15 protein-coding genes are annotated in these 16,696 nt (G+C 41.3%); 4 read left to right on the top strand and 11 right to left on the bottom strand.

What is annotated here, in order from left to right:
- Positions 1-7 precede the first annotated feature (7 nt).
- Entirely contained in the window at positions 8-871 is an 864-nt protein-coding gene (locus ACS5PU_RS10575) for a diacylglycerol/lipid kinase family protein (RefSeq protein WP_439459252.1), read from the top strand.
- Here ACS5PU_RS10575 and ACS5PU_RS10570 read toward each other — a convergent pair.
- The 11 genes from ACS5PU_RS10570 to ACS5PU_RS10520 all read right to left on the bottom strand — a co-directional run bounded on the left by ACS5PU_RS10570 (position 868) and on the right by ACS5PU_RS10520 (position 10,379).
- On the bottom strand, positions 868-1,260 hold the full coding sequence (locus ACS5PU_RS10570; protein ID WP_439459251.1) for a hypothetical protein: 393 nt from the start codon (positions 1,258-1,260) through the stop codon (positions 868-870). The genes ACS5PU_RS10575 and ACS5PU_RS10570 overlap by 4 nt on opposite strands.
- Positions 1,261-1,266: 6 nt before the next feature.
- Entirely contained in the window at positions 1,267-1,920 is a 654-nt protein-coding gene (locus tag ACS5PU_RS10565; RefSeq protein ID WP_439459250.1) for a TonB family protein, read from the bottom strand.
- 624 nt (positions 1,921-2,544) lie between these two features.
- The gene (locus tag ACS5PU_RS10560; RefSeq protein WP_439459249.1) at positions 2,545-3,231 is read right to left on the bottom strand and encodes a peptidoglycan DD-metalloendopeptidase family protein; all 687 of its coding nucleotides are present in this window, start codon (positions 3,229-3,231) and stop codon (positions 2,545-2,547) included.
- Positions 3,232-3,239: 8 nt separating this feature from the next.
- Positions 3,240-3,869: a PAQR family membrane homeostasis protein TrhA gene (gene trhA, locus ACS5PU_RS10555; RefSeq protein WP_439459248.1), complete on the bottom strand. Its 630-nt coding sequence runs from the start codon at positions 3,867-3,869 to the stop codon at positions 3,240-3,242.
- 5 nt (positions 3,870-3,874) lie between these two features.
- Positions 3,875-4,252, bottom strand: coding sequence for a 30S ribosome-binding factor RbfA (rbfA, locus tag ACS5PU_RS10550; RefSeq protein WP_025143353.1), 378 nt, complete (start codon positions 4,250-4,252; stop codon positions 3,875-3,877).
- A gap of 165 nt (positions 4,253-4,417) precedes the next feature.
- Complete coding sequence (gene hflX, locus ACS5PU_RS10545) at positions 4,418-5,608, bottom strand: GTPase HflX (RefSeq protein ID WP_439459247.1); 1,191 nt, start codon at positions 5,606-5,608, stop codon at positions 4,418-4,420.
- 265 nt (positions 5,609-5,873) lie between these two features.
- Positions 5,874-6,656 carry an indole-3-glycerol phosphate synthase TrpC gene (gene trpC, locus ACS5PU_RS10540; protein ID WP_439459246.1) on the bottom strand — a complete coding sequence of 261 codons (783 nt, stop codon included), beginning with the start codon at positions 6,654-6,656 and terminating at the stop codon, positions 5,874-5,876.
- Between the two features lie 211 nt (positions 6,657-6,867).
- Positions 6,868-7,446 carry an anthranilate synthase component II gene (locus ACS5PU_RS10535; RefSeq protein WP_439459245.1) on the bottom strand — a complete coding sequence of 193 codons (579 nt, stop codon included), beginning with the start codon at positions 7,444-7,446 and terminating at the stop codon, positions 6,868-6,870.
- Positions 7,433-7,741, bottom strand: coding sequence for an isochorismate lyase (locus ACS5PU_RS10530; protein WP_439459244.1), 309 nt, complete (start codon positions 7,739-7,741; stop codon positions 7,433-7,435). Before ACS5PU_RS10530 ends, ACS5PU_RS10535 begins: the two co-directional genes overlap by 14 nt.
- 11 nt (positions 7,742-7,752) lie before the next feature.
- Complete coding sequence (locus ACS5PU_RS10525; RefSeq protein WP_439459243.1) at positions 7,753-9,153, bottom strand: anthranilate synthase component I family protein; 1,401 nt, start codon at positions 9,151-9,153, stop codon at positions 7,753-7,755.
- A 779-nt stretch (positions 9,154-9,932) separates the two neighbouring features.
- Positions 9,933-10,379: a cytochrome B gene (locus ACS5PU_RS10520; protein ID WP_439459242.1), complete on the bottom strand. Its 447-nt coding sequence runs from the start codon at positions 10,377-10,379 to the stop codon at positions 9,933-9,935.
- Between the two features lie 112 nt (positions 10,380-10,491).
- Here ACS5PU_RS10520 and ACS5PU_RS10515 point away from each other — a divergent pair, with 112 nt between their 5' ends.
- From ACS5PU_RS10515 to ACS5PU_RS10505, 3 genes are all read left to right on the top strand, one after another.
- On the top strand, positions 10,492-13,512 hold the full coding sequence (locus ACS5PU_RS10515; RefSeq protein WP_439459241.1) for an amidohydrolase family protein: 3,021 nt from the start codon (positions 10,492-10,494) through the stop codon (positions 13,510-13,512).
- On the top strand, positions 13,502-14,818 hold the full coding sequence (locus ACS5PU_RS10510; protein WP_439459240.1) for an amidohydrolase family protein: 1,317 nt from the start codon (positions 13,502-13,504) through the stop codon (positions 14,816-14,818). The genes ACS5PU_RS10515 and ACS5PU_RS10510 overlap by 11 nt, the downstream gene beginning before the upstream one ends.
- A gap of 1,041 nt (positions 14,819-15,859) precedes the next feature.
- Positions 15,860-16,564: a DUF6261 family protein gene (locus ACS5PU_RS10505; RefSeq protein ID WP_439459239.1), complete on the top strand. Its 705-nt coding sequence runs from the start codon at positions 15,860-15,862 to the stop codon at positions 16,562-16,564.
- The last annotated feature ends 132 nt before the right edge of the window (positions 16,565-16,696 follow it).

Here is a 16,696-nt window from a genome sequence, read left to right as displayed (position 1 = left end):
CAACCGCATGAAATTACTGTTCATCATCAATCCAGGCTCAGGCAGCCACGATATTAATTTAAAAGAAGTAATTAATGCACATTTTAAGGCAAAAGATACAACAATTGATCTTTTCGAACTGCCAGAAGATTGCTCTCTGGATAAGATAAAAGAGAAAATTGCAAAAGCAAAGGCCGACCGTGTGGTAGCCGTTGGTGGCGATGGAACCCTTAAGCTGGTAGCCGAATGCCTGTTAAACACCAAAACACCCATCGGTATTGTGCCTGCCGGTTCTGCCAACGGGATGGCAAAAGAACTGGGCATACCAACAGCTATTGAAGAGGCTTTGGCCATTTTGGAAGAAGGAAGCCTACAGAAAATACATGTGGTTAAGTTAAACAACGAAATCTGCATCCATTTATCCGACCTCGGTTTTAACGCCTATCTGGTAAAAAAATTCGATACGCTACCGCAGCGCGGGATGTGGGGATATGCAAAAGCCACCTGGCATGCGTTATGGAACCACAAAAGAATGGAGGTACAGCTGAAGTTGCAGAATGAAACCGTTACTTCGAAAGCGGCCATGGTAGCCATTGCCAATGCAACCATGTACGGTTCTGGGTTAAAGATAAATCCGAATGGAAAATTAGACGATGAGCTTTTTGAAGTGGTTTTGGTAAAAGATTATTCTTACCTGGAAATTTTGAAGATATGGATAACCAAACTTCCATTTAACCCCAAAAAAATTGAGGTATTCCAAACCGCTGAGGTAAAAGTTTCATCAAAGCACAAGGCACACTTCCAGGTAGATGGAGAATATATTGGCAGGGTAAATACCGTAACAGCCAGCATTATACCTGCCGCAATTACTGTGGTTCTGCCGAAAGCTTAATTTAAGTTTTGCCTCTGTATTTTGATGGTAAAATACAGCCTAAAGAATTCGGCGATAAAACAGATACGGAACAAGATATCAAACCACCTTTCGCCCAGATGTAAAAGTTCGGGCAGATAGGTGATAAAACCGATAGAAAACACCCATACCACCAAACGGAAAGGAAACTGGATATAATAAGTGATAAAGCCAAATTTTTTAAATAAGATTAAACCTGCCGCCGAAATAAATAACGATACAAATAAAGGCAGCAGCAGTATCACTTTGGCCTGAGACAGTACCTGATCGGGTATTTCATTTAAGTGTGTTAAAATCTGCCAGAACTGTTTGGCCAGTAAAACGATACTGATGATATCCAATAAGGCGAAAAATTTTGCGGTGTTCTTCATTAATAATTACTTACAGTATTTGGCCAAATATTCATCAGCCTTTTTACTCCCCATATATTTAACAAAGTTAAAATCTTCGCAGGCACCTTGCTTATCACCTTGCTTTATTTTTTTCAGTCCCATTTTAATCCTATCGTCCAGGTAATCATCGTCTATGCCCAGCTGGTTTTTAATGGCCATGATCTGAACTTCCTGTCCAGGTTTTGCCTGGTCTATATTTTTATAAAAATTGATGACAGAATTGGTTAAGCCTTCTTCTGCCAGGTAAGTACGGATTGCTTCCTGAATATCATTGTTCGATTTACCTTCGCAGTTATAACCATCAAGCTTAAAGTTAACCGGTGCAACGATAGAAACCGTGGTATCGTAACCCGCCGGAACCTGCCATTTACCGCTACTTAAACGAACCAAGCGCAGTGCTTCTTCATCTAAATCGGTTAAAATACCTTTGCTCACTTTCGAAAAATATACCCTGCCCTGTTCATCGAGCTTAAAACTTACATTTACCGTTCCCTGAATGCAGTTATCTTTCGAAAACTGTGGATAGATGGTATTCTCCCTTAAAAAATTGGTAAAACCACTCTTACCTGATTTAAACTGTACCTGGGCCAAAGCCAACGAACAGCAAAAAAGTAAACAGATGGTTAATAGCTTTTTCATTATACTAATTTACTAAAAAAAGCTGAAAGGCCTATCTATTTTGCCGCATGCGTAATCGTCATGCTGAATTTATTTCAGCATCTCTCCTATTATAAAAATCTCTTGTGCTCAGCTCCTTTCTTTGTGGTCTCTGTGGTTAAAAATGTATGTTTGAACATTTTTTTGCCACGGAGATACAGAAAACACAGAAGTATAAGCACCCATGAAAATAAGAGCAGCCTGCTTGCAAGACGTAAGATCAATAATCCGTGCCTTCAGTGAATCCGTGGCCAAACATATGGATTTCTCGGCTACGCTCGAAATGACGATCCCGGAAAAGGAGATCTGTGTACTCAGTGCCTTTCTCCTTGCTTCTGTGGTTAAAAATTTTTGCCCTAAGAAAAAGTAGATCTCAAAACAAGCTCCGGATCGGGGCAATTGGCCAGATATTTTTCTCTTTCGTATAAGCACCCATGAAAATAAGAGCAGCCTGCCGGCAAGACGTAAGATCAATAATCCGTGCCTTCAGTGAATCCGTGGCCAAACATATAGATTTCTCGGCTACGCTCGAAATGACGATCTCGGAAAAGGCGATCTGTGTGCTCAGTGCCTTTCTCCTTGCTTCTGTGGTTAAAGATTTTTGCCCTAAGAAAAAGTAGATCTCAAAACAAGCTCCGGATCGGGGCAATTGGCCAGATATTTTTCTCTTTCGCTAAATCTACAAACGCCTGGATAATCGCTTTTTAATCCCTGCATATCTTCAATTAGTTGAAAATGCAGATGTGGCGGCCAACAGCCATTCTCGTCTTTTGTACCCAGTTCGGCAAATGGAGTTCCTGCCGGGATAAATTTACCTTCTGCCAAGCCATTTAACGATGCTAAACTTAAGTGCCCGTAAAGCGCATTAAATTCAAATCCAGCTATATTGTAAGCTAAAATAATGGTGGCCCCGTAATCGCCATGGTTATTGTTATCAGCAAAGCTGTGCACGGTTGCATCATAAAAATTGTAAATCGGCGTTCCTGCCGGTCCCCAAATATCTACGCCCAAATGTAACCTGCGTGGCTCTTCTCCAGTATCAAAATGTGCACTCCGCGAATAGATTGTCCGATGCTCATTATAACCGCCAATTCCGTATCGGGCATTGTTTTTGGCCAGCTTTTCGTTAACCCAATCCGAAAACAGATCGATATCAGTTAAAATTCCATCTGTTAATTCGGTGTTTGCTGCCGTAAAATCCAAAGGCAATAACTGATCCTTTTCCACATCGAAATCGACAACCTTCCCCATCAACGAAATAGCAGACTGAATAACCTGACTGAAATGCTGCATTTATAAAGCTATTTAAAAATATAAACGAAGTTATAAATATAGTGAGATAAGGCACCACCGATTACGAATAGGTGCCAAAGTTCGTGGCTGTGCATCCACCTATAGAGCTGTTTGTCCTTTGCATAGTAATAAGTGCCGCCGATGTAGAAAACACCACCAAAAAGCAACCAAAAAATAGCGCCCAAGGGTAAAGTACCGAGCATTTTCTGCAACAAAGGCACAATTAAACAGCCCATTAAAATGTAGATGGTTAAAGATATTGCAGTACTTTTTAAGCGGTTAAAGATTTTGAGCAGGCAACCTACCAGTGCAATAATCCATACAATGGCAAACAAGCTCCAACGCAGCCAACCATCAAAAACCAATAGAGCTGTTGGCGTGTAAGAGCCCGCAATCATCAAATAAATACAACAATGATCAAATTTTTGCCAAAAACGCACGCCGTATTCAGTAGCCGGATAGCCGTGGTACATGGCGCTTACACCAAAGAGAATAAAGGTACCGATACTGTAAATCCAAGCGGCCGTATATTCAATGGGTATATTGCATTTTTGGAGCAAAACATATCCTGCCGGTATAGCGATTAATGCCGGTATAAAGTGTGTGAAGAAATTTACGGGTTCCCTAAGCTTCCTCACCTATATTATTCGCTGTCTTCGTCCTTTTGCCTAGGCTCTTTTGCAATCTTATCAAAAAGATGGTCCATGCGCTCTACATACTCGTTGGTATCATCTACAAAGAATGTAAGTTCGGGCACTACCCTTACCTGATGGCGGATCCTGCTGCCGAGTTTATATCTGATTTCGCCTGCATGCGCATTTACCGTATTGATAGAAAGCGTTGTGTTGTTGGTGTTAAAAAAACTCAGGTAAACCTTCGCCACTGCCAAATCTGGCGATACCCGGACGCGGGTAATGGTTACCAATGTATTGGGCAGAAATGCAGCACCTTCTCGCTGAAAAACCTGTGCTAACTCCTCTTGTAATACTCCTGCAAATTTCTGCTGACGTTTACTTTCCATAATGTTATAATTATCAATTACCAATAATCAATTATCAGACCATACACGATCCATAAAATTAAATTGATAAGGTTTAAAATTACCAATATTCAATTATCAAACCGCCACTAATCTGGTAATATTCTATCGCTATTTGTTTGAAAATTGATTATTGCAATTTGGTTATTAATATAAAAGGTTACTATCATACGGGTACCGCGCTACGTGAGCAGCTTTAACCTTCTCGTATAGTAGTGTTTTAAACTCCTCGAGGTTTTCTTTCTGTGTGGCCGAAATAAATAGTACAGGCACCTTATCATGGCTCATCCAGCTCTTTTTAAACTCTTCGAGGGTTAATTTACCATCATCTTCTTCATCATCAACCTCTGGCGAAACATAGGCATCGATCTTATTAAAAACCAGGATCATGTCTTTATCAATTGCACCTATATCCTTCAACGTTTCGTTAACGGTATTAATCTGATCTTCAAAATTAGGATGTGAAACATCAACCACGTGGATCAGCAGATCAGCTTCACGCACTTCATCCAAAGTAGATTTAAAGCATTCTACCAAATGATGGGGCAGCTTGCGGATAAATCCAACCGTATCTGATAACAAGAAAGGCAAATTTTCAATCACCACCTTACGTACAGTAGTATCTAATGTGGCAAATAACTTGTTCTCTGCAAACACTTCCGATTTAGAAAGCATGTTCATAATGGTAGATTTACCTACGTTGGTGTAACCCACCAAAGCTACCCTAATTAATTGACCACGGTTTTTACGCTGCGTTTCGTTCTGCCTGTCTATATTTCTTAAACGCTCTTTTAACAAAGAGATCTTGTTCAAGATTATACGTCTATCACTTTCAATCTGGGTTTCACCCGGACCACGCATCCCGATACCGCCCTTTTGGCGTTCCAAGTGGGTCCACATACCGGTTAGGCGGGGCAAAACATATTGTAACTGTGCTAATTCTACCTGTGTTTTTGCCTGTGCAGTTTGGGCCCTGCCGGCAAAAATATCTAGGATCAAATTACTTCTATCCAAAACCTTAACACCAAGTTCACGGTCGATGTTGCGCAGTTGCGATGGCGATAATTCGTCATCAAAAACCACTACATCAATTTCTTCCGATTTTACATAGGCCTTAATTTCTTCCAGTTTACCTGTACCAACGAAAGTAGCACGCTCTGGCTTGAGCATTTTCTGTGTAAAAACCTTTTCCACCTTCCCACCAGCTGTATCTACCAAAAAGGCCAGCTCATCTAAATATTCTTTTGTTTGGGCTTCTTTTTCGCCTGGGGTAACTACCCCCACTAAAATTACCCGTTCCTGCACTATGGCAGTATCATAAAATTTCTGTTTTCCCATGTAATTGAAGCAAAGATACAAAATTTGCGAACGTAAATTTTAGCCGTAAAGACTTCCGAAGTTTAGAAGGCCAAGGTGCCTGCAAACTTCGGAAGTTAATGGTACTAACATACGTATAGGTTTTTTATATAATCCCCGTTTGTAACGGGGATTGCCGAGAGGTGCATTTATAATGCACATAAAGAGAAATACAAACAGCGATAAAATCGCCTTACACATACGTCATCGTTACAAACAAGGACGACGATCCAGGTTTTTATAAAAGCTAAATCTGCGCTACAAATTCTTTTATGGAAGCTCCCGGATTATCGGTTTTCATAAAGTTTTCGCCGATCAAAAATCCGTTAAAGCCGGCGGCTTTTAATTCCTTTATGGTTTGCGGATTGCTGATGGCGCTTTCCGAAATTTTCAGAAACTCGTCGGGAATTCTGTTTACCAGATCAAATGAGGTTTGAATATCCACGGTAAAATCAGCAAGGTTTCTGTTATTTACGCCAATTGCATCGAGGTTCGGACTAATGCTCCGCTCCAGCTCTTCCAGGTTGTGAACCTCTAAAAGTACATTCAAGCCTAAATCCTGCGCAAATTTTCCAAAATCGTTAATCTGTTTCGGGCTTAAGATAGATGCGATCAACAAAATGATATCAGCTCCCCAGGCTTTTGCCTCCAGAATCTGGTATTCATCGATCATAAAGTCTTTTCTTAAAACCGGAATATCATTTGCAGCCCTGGCCGCAAGTATATCGTCGGTTTTACCACCAAAGAAATCAACATCAGTTAAAACGGAAAGTGCAGATGCTCCGGCCGCGTTGTAAGCCTGCGTTACTTCTGCAACATCGGCAATACCATTAATTAATCCCTTTGAAGGCGAACGGCGTTTAAACTCCGCAATAATTCCGGTACGGTCTGTCGCCAATAAAAACTCTTTAAAAGAATGCGGTGTTCTTTTAAAATGCACCGCATTTTCCAAATCCTGTATCGAAACAAGTGCTTTGGCCGCAGCAACTTCTTCTTTTTTACGTAGTACGATTTTATCTAGTATGTTCATCTATCAATCTGTTAAGAAGGCATCATAAATATATAATTGTCATCCTGAGCTTGTCGAAGGACCTTTATTAACTTCTTGCGAGGCGTTTCGACAGGCTCAACGTGACAAAATTTAAGAAAAAAGCTTATAATATAGCCTCATCTAAAATTTAACTAATTCAGTAAACTGAGATCCTGAAACAAGTTCAGGATGACGACCGGCAGGACAATTCTTAATTTGTTAACCAGTTCTCCATCATTTGTTTTCCATACTCTGTGAGCACACTTTCGGGGTGGAACTGTACACCACGCACATCAAGCGTTTCGTGCCTTAAAGCCATAATTTCGTTCTTGTGGTCGCGGGCTGTAATTTTTAAGCACGACGGGAAATTATCTTTGCTTACCACCCAGCTGTGATAACGCCCAACATTTATCGTTTGCGGGCATTCCCAGAATAAGGGTTCATCGCCATCTACTACCGTTACAGGGGTTGCAATTCCATGCATTGGCCTACCGAGGTTAAGTAAGGTACCGCCAAAAACTTCGGCAATTGCCTGCTGCCCTAAACATACCCCAAAAATACTTTTGGTTTGCGCGTAGGTTTTAATTACATCCAGCAATAAACCTGCTTCCTCCGGAATACCCGGACCAGGAGAAAGTAAGATTTTACTGTATTTATCTACATCTGCCAATTCGAATTTATCATTTCTCCAAACTTCGGCTTCATAACCAACTTCGTTAATTAAGTGAACCAAATTATAGGTAAAACTGTCGTAATTATCGATTACCAGAACTTTATTATTTGTTTCCATTTTCAATATTCCAATTTTTTATTTCCTCACTGATAAAATAGTTTACCAGATCACTGTATACTTTTTCAATAATGTCAGGGTTCAAACCTGCTACTTCCGCCCAATCCCGCCTTTGTAAAAGCATATTTTTAAATCTTTCGGGAGCTTTAACCGCCTCTTCGTTTACCTTAAATCTGGAGGCTGCCTTTACATATTTAAATCTTTCCCCAATCAATTGAATAACCTGTTGGTCGATAGTATCAATAGCTAAGCGGATCTCATTTATATTCTTACAGCTTTCTGGTGAACCTATCATTTTTACCCTGGTTAAATGTTTTCTGCCATTTGCACTGCTTTACGCAAAGCAGCAATTTTATTGTTTACTTCCTGCATTTCGGTTTCAGGAACAGAATCGGCTACAATGCCTGCTCCCGCACGGTAATGCAGCTCGTTGTTTTTGCTCATAAACGTCCTGATCATAATTGCGTGGTTAAAATCTTCGTTAAAGCCCATAAAACCGATGGCTCCTGCATAGAAATTCCTTCCCAGCTTTTCGTTTTCATCAATCAGCTGCATGGCTTTGTATTTTGGCGCACCGCTTAAAGTACCTGCAGGGTAAGTATCGGCAACTACCTTGAAGGCACTCACGTTTTCCTGCAAATGACCGCTTACTTTACTTACCAAGTGTATCAAGTGCGAATAGTATTGCACTTCTTTAAATGATTTTACTTCTACCCGGTTACAATGCCTGCTCAAATCGTTTCGGGCCAAATCTACCAGCATTACGTGTTCGGCACTTTCTTTAGGATCCTGCTCTAATTTTCTGGCCTGTTCGGCGTCTTCCACATCGTTTCCACTGCGTTTAAAGGTACCAGCGATAGGAAAAATATTGGCCGAATTATTTTTAATGGTAATCTGCGCTTCTGGCGAGGAGCCGAAAAGTTTGAAATTGCCGTAATCAAAGTAAAACAGGTATGGAGAGGGGTTAATGGAGCGCAAGCAGCGGTAAACATTAAATTCATCACCCGAAAAAGCCTGCTTAAATGCGCGCGAAGGTACAATCTGAAAAACATCACCCCGGTAAATGTGCTTTTGCAGTTTTTCTACCAGCTGCATAAAGCCTTCATCGGTTAAGTTGGATGATTCTTCACCTCTGATCTGAAACTTATACTCGGGATAGTTTTTGTTCTGGATCAGGTATTCCATTTTCTCCAGTCCACCTTCTTCCTCACCCTCGAAAGTATTTTTGAAAAGCGTGATTTCATTTTTAAAATGATCAATAGCTATGATGTAACGGTAAAGGTGGTATTGCATTTCCGGGATTTCCTCTCCTTCGGGGGTTTCGGAGGTAAATTTGATGTCTTCGAAGTGCTGAACCGCATTCCAGGTAAAATAACCGAATAAACCGCTCGAAATAAATTTGATTTCAGGCAGTTCGGTTTCTTTAAACTTATCCTTAAAATCGGCAATTTCATCAATCAGGTTTTTACTTTCCTTAATTTCTACTGTTCCATCCGGGAAATAGGTTTCCAGGCGCTGGCCTTTTAAAATAATACCGGCCACGGGATCAGCACACACAAAACTCATGGAGTTTTCCCTGCTGTGGTAGTCGGAACTTTCGAGCAGGATACTGTTCGGATATACATCGCGCAGGCGCAGGTAAATGCTTACTGGCGTGGTGGTATCGGCAAGTAGTTTTTTGTAAGTGGTATTAATCTTATGCATCATTTTAATGTGTTTCCGCGATTGTTTTAATGGTTTTCAATCGCGAGTTAAATTATTTTTTAAACAATAAAAAACCCGGCGTGTGGTTCTACGCCGGGCTTTAATGGTTCTTTTATAAGGTTTAGGTTGATAAACTATATTTTTTTCATACGCAGCCAGCGCAATCCGTTTTCGAATTACTTTGCCAAAGCCATGTATGTATATTGTTGATCATGAGCCACAAAAATATAAAGAATTTTGAAAAACGGAAATATTTATGAAAATAATTGAGTGAACGGTAAGTTTTCTTGATAAAATGATAGTATTAGGTGTTGGTTTGGTTAGCCGCTAAGGGAGAAACTGACCAGGCAAAGGTTTTTTACAAATTGTCGTCCTTTCAAGCGGACCCGATAGCTATCGGGTGCAACGAAATCGAGAAATCTATGCTGCAGATCTCTCCATTCCACTGCGTTTCATCCGATAGCTATCGGATCGAGATGACGGTAAAAGGGAGCTATATCTCTTACACGTTTTATCTTCCCACTAAGACTTTTTTTGTTGCATTCTGTTGCCACAGAGGTAATGAAACCCTCTGCGTAAATCAGCGCAATCTGCGGGAACACTTAATAATAAAGCCCGCTGATTAAAGAAGATCTCCGCAGAAAATACTAGTTAGCACATCCTACTCAGCGGCATCTGCGCCTGCCCTCTGCGTTGTTTGCGGTTAAATTCCAAAAAAAAATCCCGCCCTTTAACCGGGCAGGATGTATAAATAAAGAACCACAAATGGTAATCAGCCTAATTTAAGAAACCCCAAAAAACGATCTTCCTGGTACTTCCTTAACCATTAATAAAATGGTTACGATAATTAAAATCAATGCCAAACCAAAGAAAACCGAAATGGTACGGTGCTTCGCCACCGCTTCAGTAACTTTTTTCGACTTTGCATTGCCCACAGTAATTAAAATAATGGCCACAATCATCATGCTGATGTGCTCCATTTTAAAATAACGCACCGCTGGCGCGCCTGCACTGCTCAGTTTGTACCAGCCCTCGCTAAAATATAGCACTAAACCAATCAACAATTGGATGTGTGCGCTGATTAAAGCGAAAACATTTAGCTTCCTATCCCCTTCTGTATAAGCTTTATTGCCGAACCAGCCAGATAAAGCTTTAACAACAGCGATAATTAACAAAAGAAAAACTACATAGCGCCACCCGGAGTGGGCACTTTTTAAAATATCGTTCATATCAATAAATTTCTATGAGTCAAAAATAGACATTAATTGTAAAAAATAGGATATTCGGCAATATGAACACTAATTTATATTAGTTTTAAACAAATTAAACCCTAAACTTATTATGAAGAAAATTTTACTCGCCATTGGGCTGGTATTTTCTACTACATTTCTGTTCGCCCAGCAAACCTCCTTCCCTGTTAACGGCTCTTTTGATACCAGGCCTGGAATGTTTGCCTTTACCAATGCAACAATTGTAGTTAATGCCAACCAAACCCTAACAAATGCTACACTTTTAATCAAAGGACAAACCATTCAGGCTGTTGGAGCAGGTTTAGCTGTACCCAAAGGTTATGTGGTGGTAGATTTGAAAGGCAAATTTATCTACCCTTCTTTGGTTGATGCTTTTACCAGCTATGGCCTTGCCGAAGCAGCTGCACAACAACGCGGCTTTGGTGGTCAGCGTCAATCTATTTTTGTATCGACCAAGAAAGGTGCTTACGGATGGAACGAAGCCATCAGACCTGAGACTTATGTAAAAAGCATCTTTTCTACCGATAGTAAAAAAGCAGACGAACTGCGCAAGGTAGGTTTTGGAAGTGTTAACGTAATCAGCCGTGATGGCATTGCCCGTGGCGTTTCTGCGGCAGTAACCTTAAATGAAGATGCGGATAACAATGTGATTTTAAAAGATCAGACCGCAGCAAACTATTCGTTTAACAAAGGTACTTCATCTAACGATTATCCAACCTCATTAATGGGTTCAATAGCCTTGTTGCGCCAAACCTATTACGATGCACAATGGTATGGTAAACAGAAAGACGAATACAACATCTCGCTTGATGAATTTGGCAAGCAGCAAACCATTCCACAGATTTTTGAAGTAGATGGCTGGCAGAATATTCTCCGTGCCGATAAAATCGGGAAAGAATTTGGCAAGAAATACATCATCAAATCTACAGGAGATGAATATCAGCGCATAAACGAAGTTAAAGCTACGGGCGCGAGTTTAATTATCCCTTTAACTTTCCCTAAAGCTTACGATGTTGAAGACCCGGCAGAAGCCAGAAACGTAAGTTTATCGCAGATGAAAGGCTGGGAACTGGCACCAACCAATCCGGCTGCATTAGAAAAAGCAGGGATCAGGTTTGCCTTAACCGCTTTTGGTTTAGAAAACAGCCGCGATTTTTGGACCAACATCCGCACTGCAATAGAAAACGGCTTAACCGAAAAGCAGGCTTTACAATCGGTTACCGAGATACCAGCGGCACTTTTAGGCATTAATAATAAAGTAGGTTCGCTGGAAAAAGGAAAAGTAGCCAACTTTTTAATCTCTTCGGATAACCTGTTTAAAAATGGCAACATCATTTTCGAAAACTGGGTGCAGGGCAAACGCTTCATCGTAAATAAAATGGATGTTAGCGATGTGCGCGGTACTTACAATTTAAATGTTGATGGTGTTGGCGCGCTGACCCTAAAAATTACCGGTACTAGCGGTGGTTCTACCGCTGCTATTGAAAGGATCGGTGCAGACAGCGTAAAAACAACCGCTACCTTTACCAGAAATGGCGATTGGGTCAGCATAAATTTCAACTTAAAGAAAAACCCTAAAGGCGATATCCGTTTAAGCGGTTACATTACTTCGGCAAACCCGCTTACCATTAAAGGCGAATCGGCATTGGCTGATGGTACTACCGGAAAGTTTACCGCAACGTATAAAGAAGCAGCAAAAGAAACACCTAAAAAGGACGAACCAAAGGCTACTTTGGCTTTAGGTACTGTAATTTATCCATTTACCGCATTTGGTGCTGCAGAACTACCAAAGGCAGAAACGGTGTTGATTAAAAATGGTACCGTTTGGACCAATGAGAAAGATGGTGTACTCCAAAATGCTGATGTACTTTTAGAAAACGGCAAGATTAAAGCTGTGGGTAAAAACCTATCGGCCAGTGGCGCCAAAGTGATTGATGCTACAGGCAAACACATTACTGCCGGCATTATTGATGAACACTCGCACATTGCTGGCGCTGGTGGTATTAACGAAGGTGCACAATCGGTTTCTGCCGAAGTACGCATTGCCGATATCATCAACTCAGAAGATGTGAACATTTACCGCCAGTTGGCCGGTGGTGTTACTACCTCTCATATTTTACATGGATCGGCCAACCCGGTTGGCGGCCAGTCGCAATTGATTAAGCTGCGTTGGGGAAAATCGCCCGAGGAATTAAAATTTGCCGGAGCTGATGGCTTTATCAAATTTGCCCTGGGCGAAAACGTAAAACAGAGCAATTTCGGTACCGGTGCACGTTTCCCGGTTACCCGTATGGGGGTTGAGCAAACTTTTGTTGATGAGTTTACCCGCGCAAAAGAATATGCCAAAGCCTTATCGGTTAAGGGCAATAATGTACGCAAAGACCTGGAGCTGGATGCCATTGTTGAAATACTGAACAACAAACGCTTTATTACCTGCCACTCTTATGTACAGAGCGAAATTAACATGCTTATCCACGTGGCCGATAGTTTAGGCTTCAAGATCAACACCTTTACACACATTTTGGAAGGTTATAAAGTAGCCGATAAAATGAAGGCGCACGGAATTGCAGGTTCAACATTTTCTGATTGGTGGGCTTATAAAAACGAGGTGGCCGAAGCCATTCCTTATAACGGAAAGATTATGCACAATGTAGGTGTTACCACTGCCTTTAATTCTGATGACGCCGAAATGGCCCGTCACTTAAACCAGGAGGCTGGAAAATCGGTATTATACGGTAACGTTCCTGAAGAGGATGCTTTAAAATTTGTAACCTTGAACCCTGCCCGAATGCTTCACATTGATGATAAAGTGGGCAGTTTAAAGGCAGGCAAAGATGCCGATGTGGTAATCTGGACAGCTAATCCGCTTTCTATTTATGCCAAAGCAGAAAAAACTTTCGTAGATGGTGTAGCTTACTGGGACCTTGAAAAAGATGCGCAGGTAATTAAAGCACAACAAACAGAAAAGGCACGCCTGATCCAAAAAATGTTAGAAAGCAAAAGCAAAGGCGGCCGTACACAACGCCCTATGGGCGATGCCCCACGCCTTTACAATTGCGAAACTTTAGAAAACTATTCAGCAGAATTAACCGAGAAAGAACATGCACACTAAACAATATTTATTCAGTCTGGCTTTATCGGCAACAAGCCTGATGTGTTTTGCGCAGGCAAACATTTCGCCGGCCAAGAAACAGAGCAAAACCATCGCCATTACAGGTGCAACCGTACACGTGGGCAATGGTAGCGTAATCGAAAACGGTACCATCCTTTTTGGCAACGGAAAAATTATTTCGGTTACCGCCAACGGTCAGGTACCACAGGATGATGTGGTACGCATTGTGGCTACAGGCAAGCACATTTACCCTGGTTTTATTGCCGCAACAACCAATTTAGGCTTAACAGAAATTGAGGCGGTAAAGGCAACATTGGATTTTCAGGAAATTGGCGATTACAACTCGCACATCCGCTCTATTGTAGCCTACAATACTGATTCGAAAGTGCCGGCAACCTTGCGCAGCAACGGCATTTTAATGGCGCAGCCAACGCCTCAGGGCGGTACGGTTTCGGGCAGTTCATCAGTGGTTCAGCTCGATGCCTGGAACTGGGAAGACGCTGCACTTAAAACGGATGATGCCATGCACATGACCTGGCCGGTTACCCCCCGTTTTAGAGGTGGCTTTGGCGGCTTCGGCCGTTCACCGCAATCGCCAGAGGCCTTGTCTGAAAGAACACAGGCAGCCGTTGCCCAGTTAACTTCGTTCTTTGCCGAAGCCAAAGCCTATTCGGAAATCAGTAAACCCGAAGTGATCAACACCCGTTTCGAAGCCATGAAAAAAGTATTTTCTGGCAGCGAAAAACTATTTATCGCAGCAGATAGTCAGAAGGATATTGTTGCGGCGGTGAATTTCGCCAAGAAATTCGGTATCACTCCGGTAATTACTGGTGCTGATGAAGCTTACCTCATTATCGATTTCTTAAAAGAAAACAACATTACCTTGGTGGTTAAACAACCTCATGCTTTACCCAACAACAACGATGATGATGTAAACATGCCTTATAAAAATGCGGCCGTATTGGCCAATGCCGGTTTAAATGTGGTATTGAGTATTGATGGTTACTGGCAACAGCGCAACCTACCTTTTATGGCCGGTACTGTTACCGCCTGGGGATTGGATAAAGAAAAAGCTTTATCTACCATTACCTTAAACGCAGCTAAAGCCATGGGGGTTGATAAAACCACAGGCAGCATAGAAACGGGTAAAGATGCTACGTTCTTTATCTCTGCCGGCGATGCTTTGGATATGCGCACCAACAAAGTTGAGCAGGCCTTTATTCAAGGTAGGGACATTAACCTCGATAACCTGCACAAACAATTGGATAAAAAGTTCAGCGATAAATATACCGCTGAGAAGAAATAGCTTTTTTGATGGTTAACTGGTTAATTGTTAGAACTGGTTAACTGTTAATTGCAAACCGTTCAATTGCCTAATTGTTGCATTGTTAAATTGCTAATTGAAAATTGTCAACTGAAAACTGTACACATGGTTAATTGTTAGAACTGTTAAATTGATGGATTGTTGGATTGCTGCTTTGCAAACTGACAATCGCTAAATGCTTAACTTAAATCAGAAGCGGCCGATATGCTTATCGGCCGTTTTTTTATGCGTTTTATTCACTTGATGACAGTCCCTCTGAGATCGTCATTTCGAGCGGAGTGCAACGCAGTCGAGAAATCTTTCCTAATAGATCTCTCCATTCCGCTGCACTTCAGTAGAGATGACGATTAGTTCTATAGGTGTCTTTCAATGGTAGCGCAGAAGACCGTTTACATCAATTTCCTTCATTGCTTTATTCAATTGCACACGCGGGAGGCGTGCACCAGCACCTGCTATTGACAGAGTTTAATAAAAATTCCGTCATTGCGAGGCACGAAGCAATCTTACAACAATCGCTACTAGTGCACGCATTAGGATTGCTTCGTGCCTCGCAATGACGCTCTGGCCAGAACTCCGCTATCATTGAAAGATTCCCAACCCCTCATCCCGACTAAAGCAGCAGAGTTAATATTCAAATTTAATGCTCTTTTTAACCAACATTAAGCTTACATTTGGCTATCCCAAAAATGCGTTGCATTTAGTTTAACGTATTACATACCGAGCTATAATTAAAACCATTAGGCTCAACACAATCATCCCACTTTTTATTTAACTGGGGCTTAGCCTTAAAAGATATAGTTATGGCTGTAACTACTATAGCTTTTTTTTATAGGCTGCGCAACTGCTTTCATGGTAGAGGGACTTCAATTACTTTGATAAGCAGCCACAGCCTGAAGGATGAAATAATAAGATATAGAAAGTCCCGTCCCCGGCGGATGGCAACATAAATAGTATTAGAAAGCCTGCTCCCCTAGGGAGGGAGCTTTCTACATTTCGAATATAACATGTTAAAAATTACGTGATATGATCACTAACCTCACACTTCTTCTGCTGCGTAACAGCGAGTACATACAATTCTTAACCGACACTTTGGATATCGTATTAAAGAACAATCCCGAAGCCCTCAAAGTAAATGCACAGTACCATGCCCTGTTTCAGGTAAAGGATAAAATAGAAAAGTTGTTCCAAAATCCTAAAGGGAGTGTGGTTACGGACGAAATAGAAACACTCGATCGGCGCAGGGATAATGCAATAAACGGAATCGTGTTTCAGGTAAAGGCATTTACCTACAGTGCCAACCCCGAAATGGCGAAACATGCAAAAACCCTAACAACCTACCTAAATTTATTTGGCCCGCGGATAGCAAAAGGAAGTTATCAGGGTGAAACCACCGTTCTCCGAAACATTATAAACGATTTGAACAACAAGCCCGAACTGCAACAGGCGGTAAACCAGTTAAACCTAGCTGGCTGGTTAACAGAACTCGAACAGGCCAACAATAGTTTTACCATTGCCTTTGCTAACCGCAACGAAGCCTTAGCCGCGGCCCCAACCGACAATATAAAAGCATTACGCAAAACAGCCAATGCGCTTTATCAAAAATTATGTACGGGGTTAAACGCTAATTTTGATGTGAGCGATGGTGCACAACCATGGGCAAGTACCATTAATATGCTTAATCAAAACATCGATAATTATAAGGCCTTGCTTAACCACCGTGGTACTTAATTAAGCAATGGTTGTAATGCACCTCCGTTGATTTCTTAACATTGAGCGAATTTCTAAACCATTATATAATATTAAATCGAATTCAGCTTAACACAGCATTAACATCTTTGTCATCATAAAAAATCAGAAACT

The sequence above is a fragment of the Pedobacter sp. GSP4 genome (genome assembly GCF_051857575.1).
Classification (GTDB): domain Bacteria; phylum Bacteroidota; class Bacteroidia; order Sphingobacteriales; family Sphingobacteriaceae; genus Pedobacter.
This window is presented reverse-complemented; position numbering and strand designations above follow the sequence as displayed.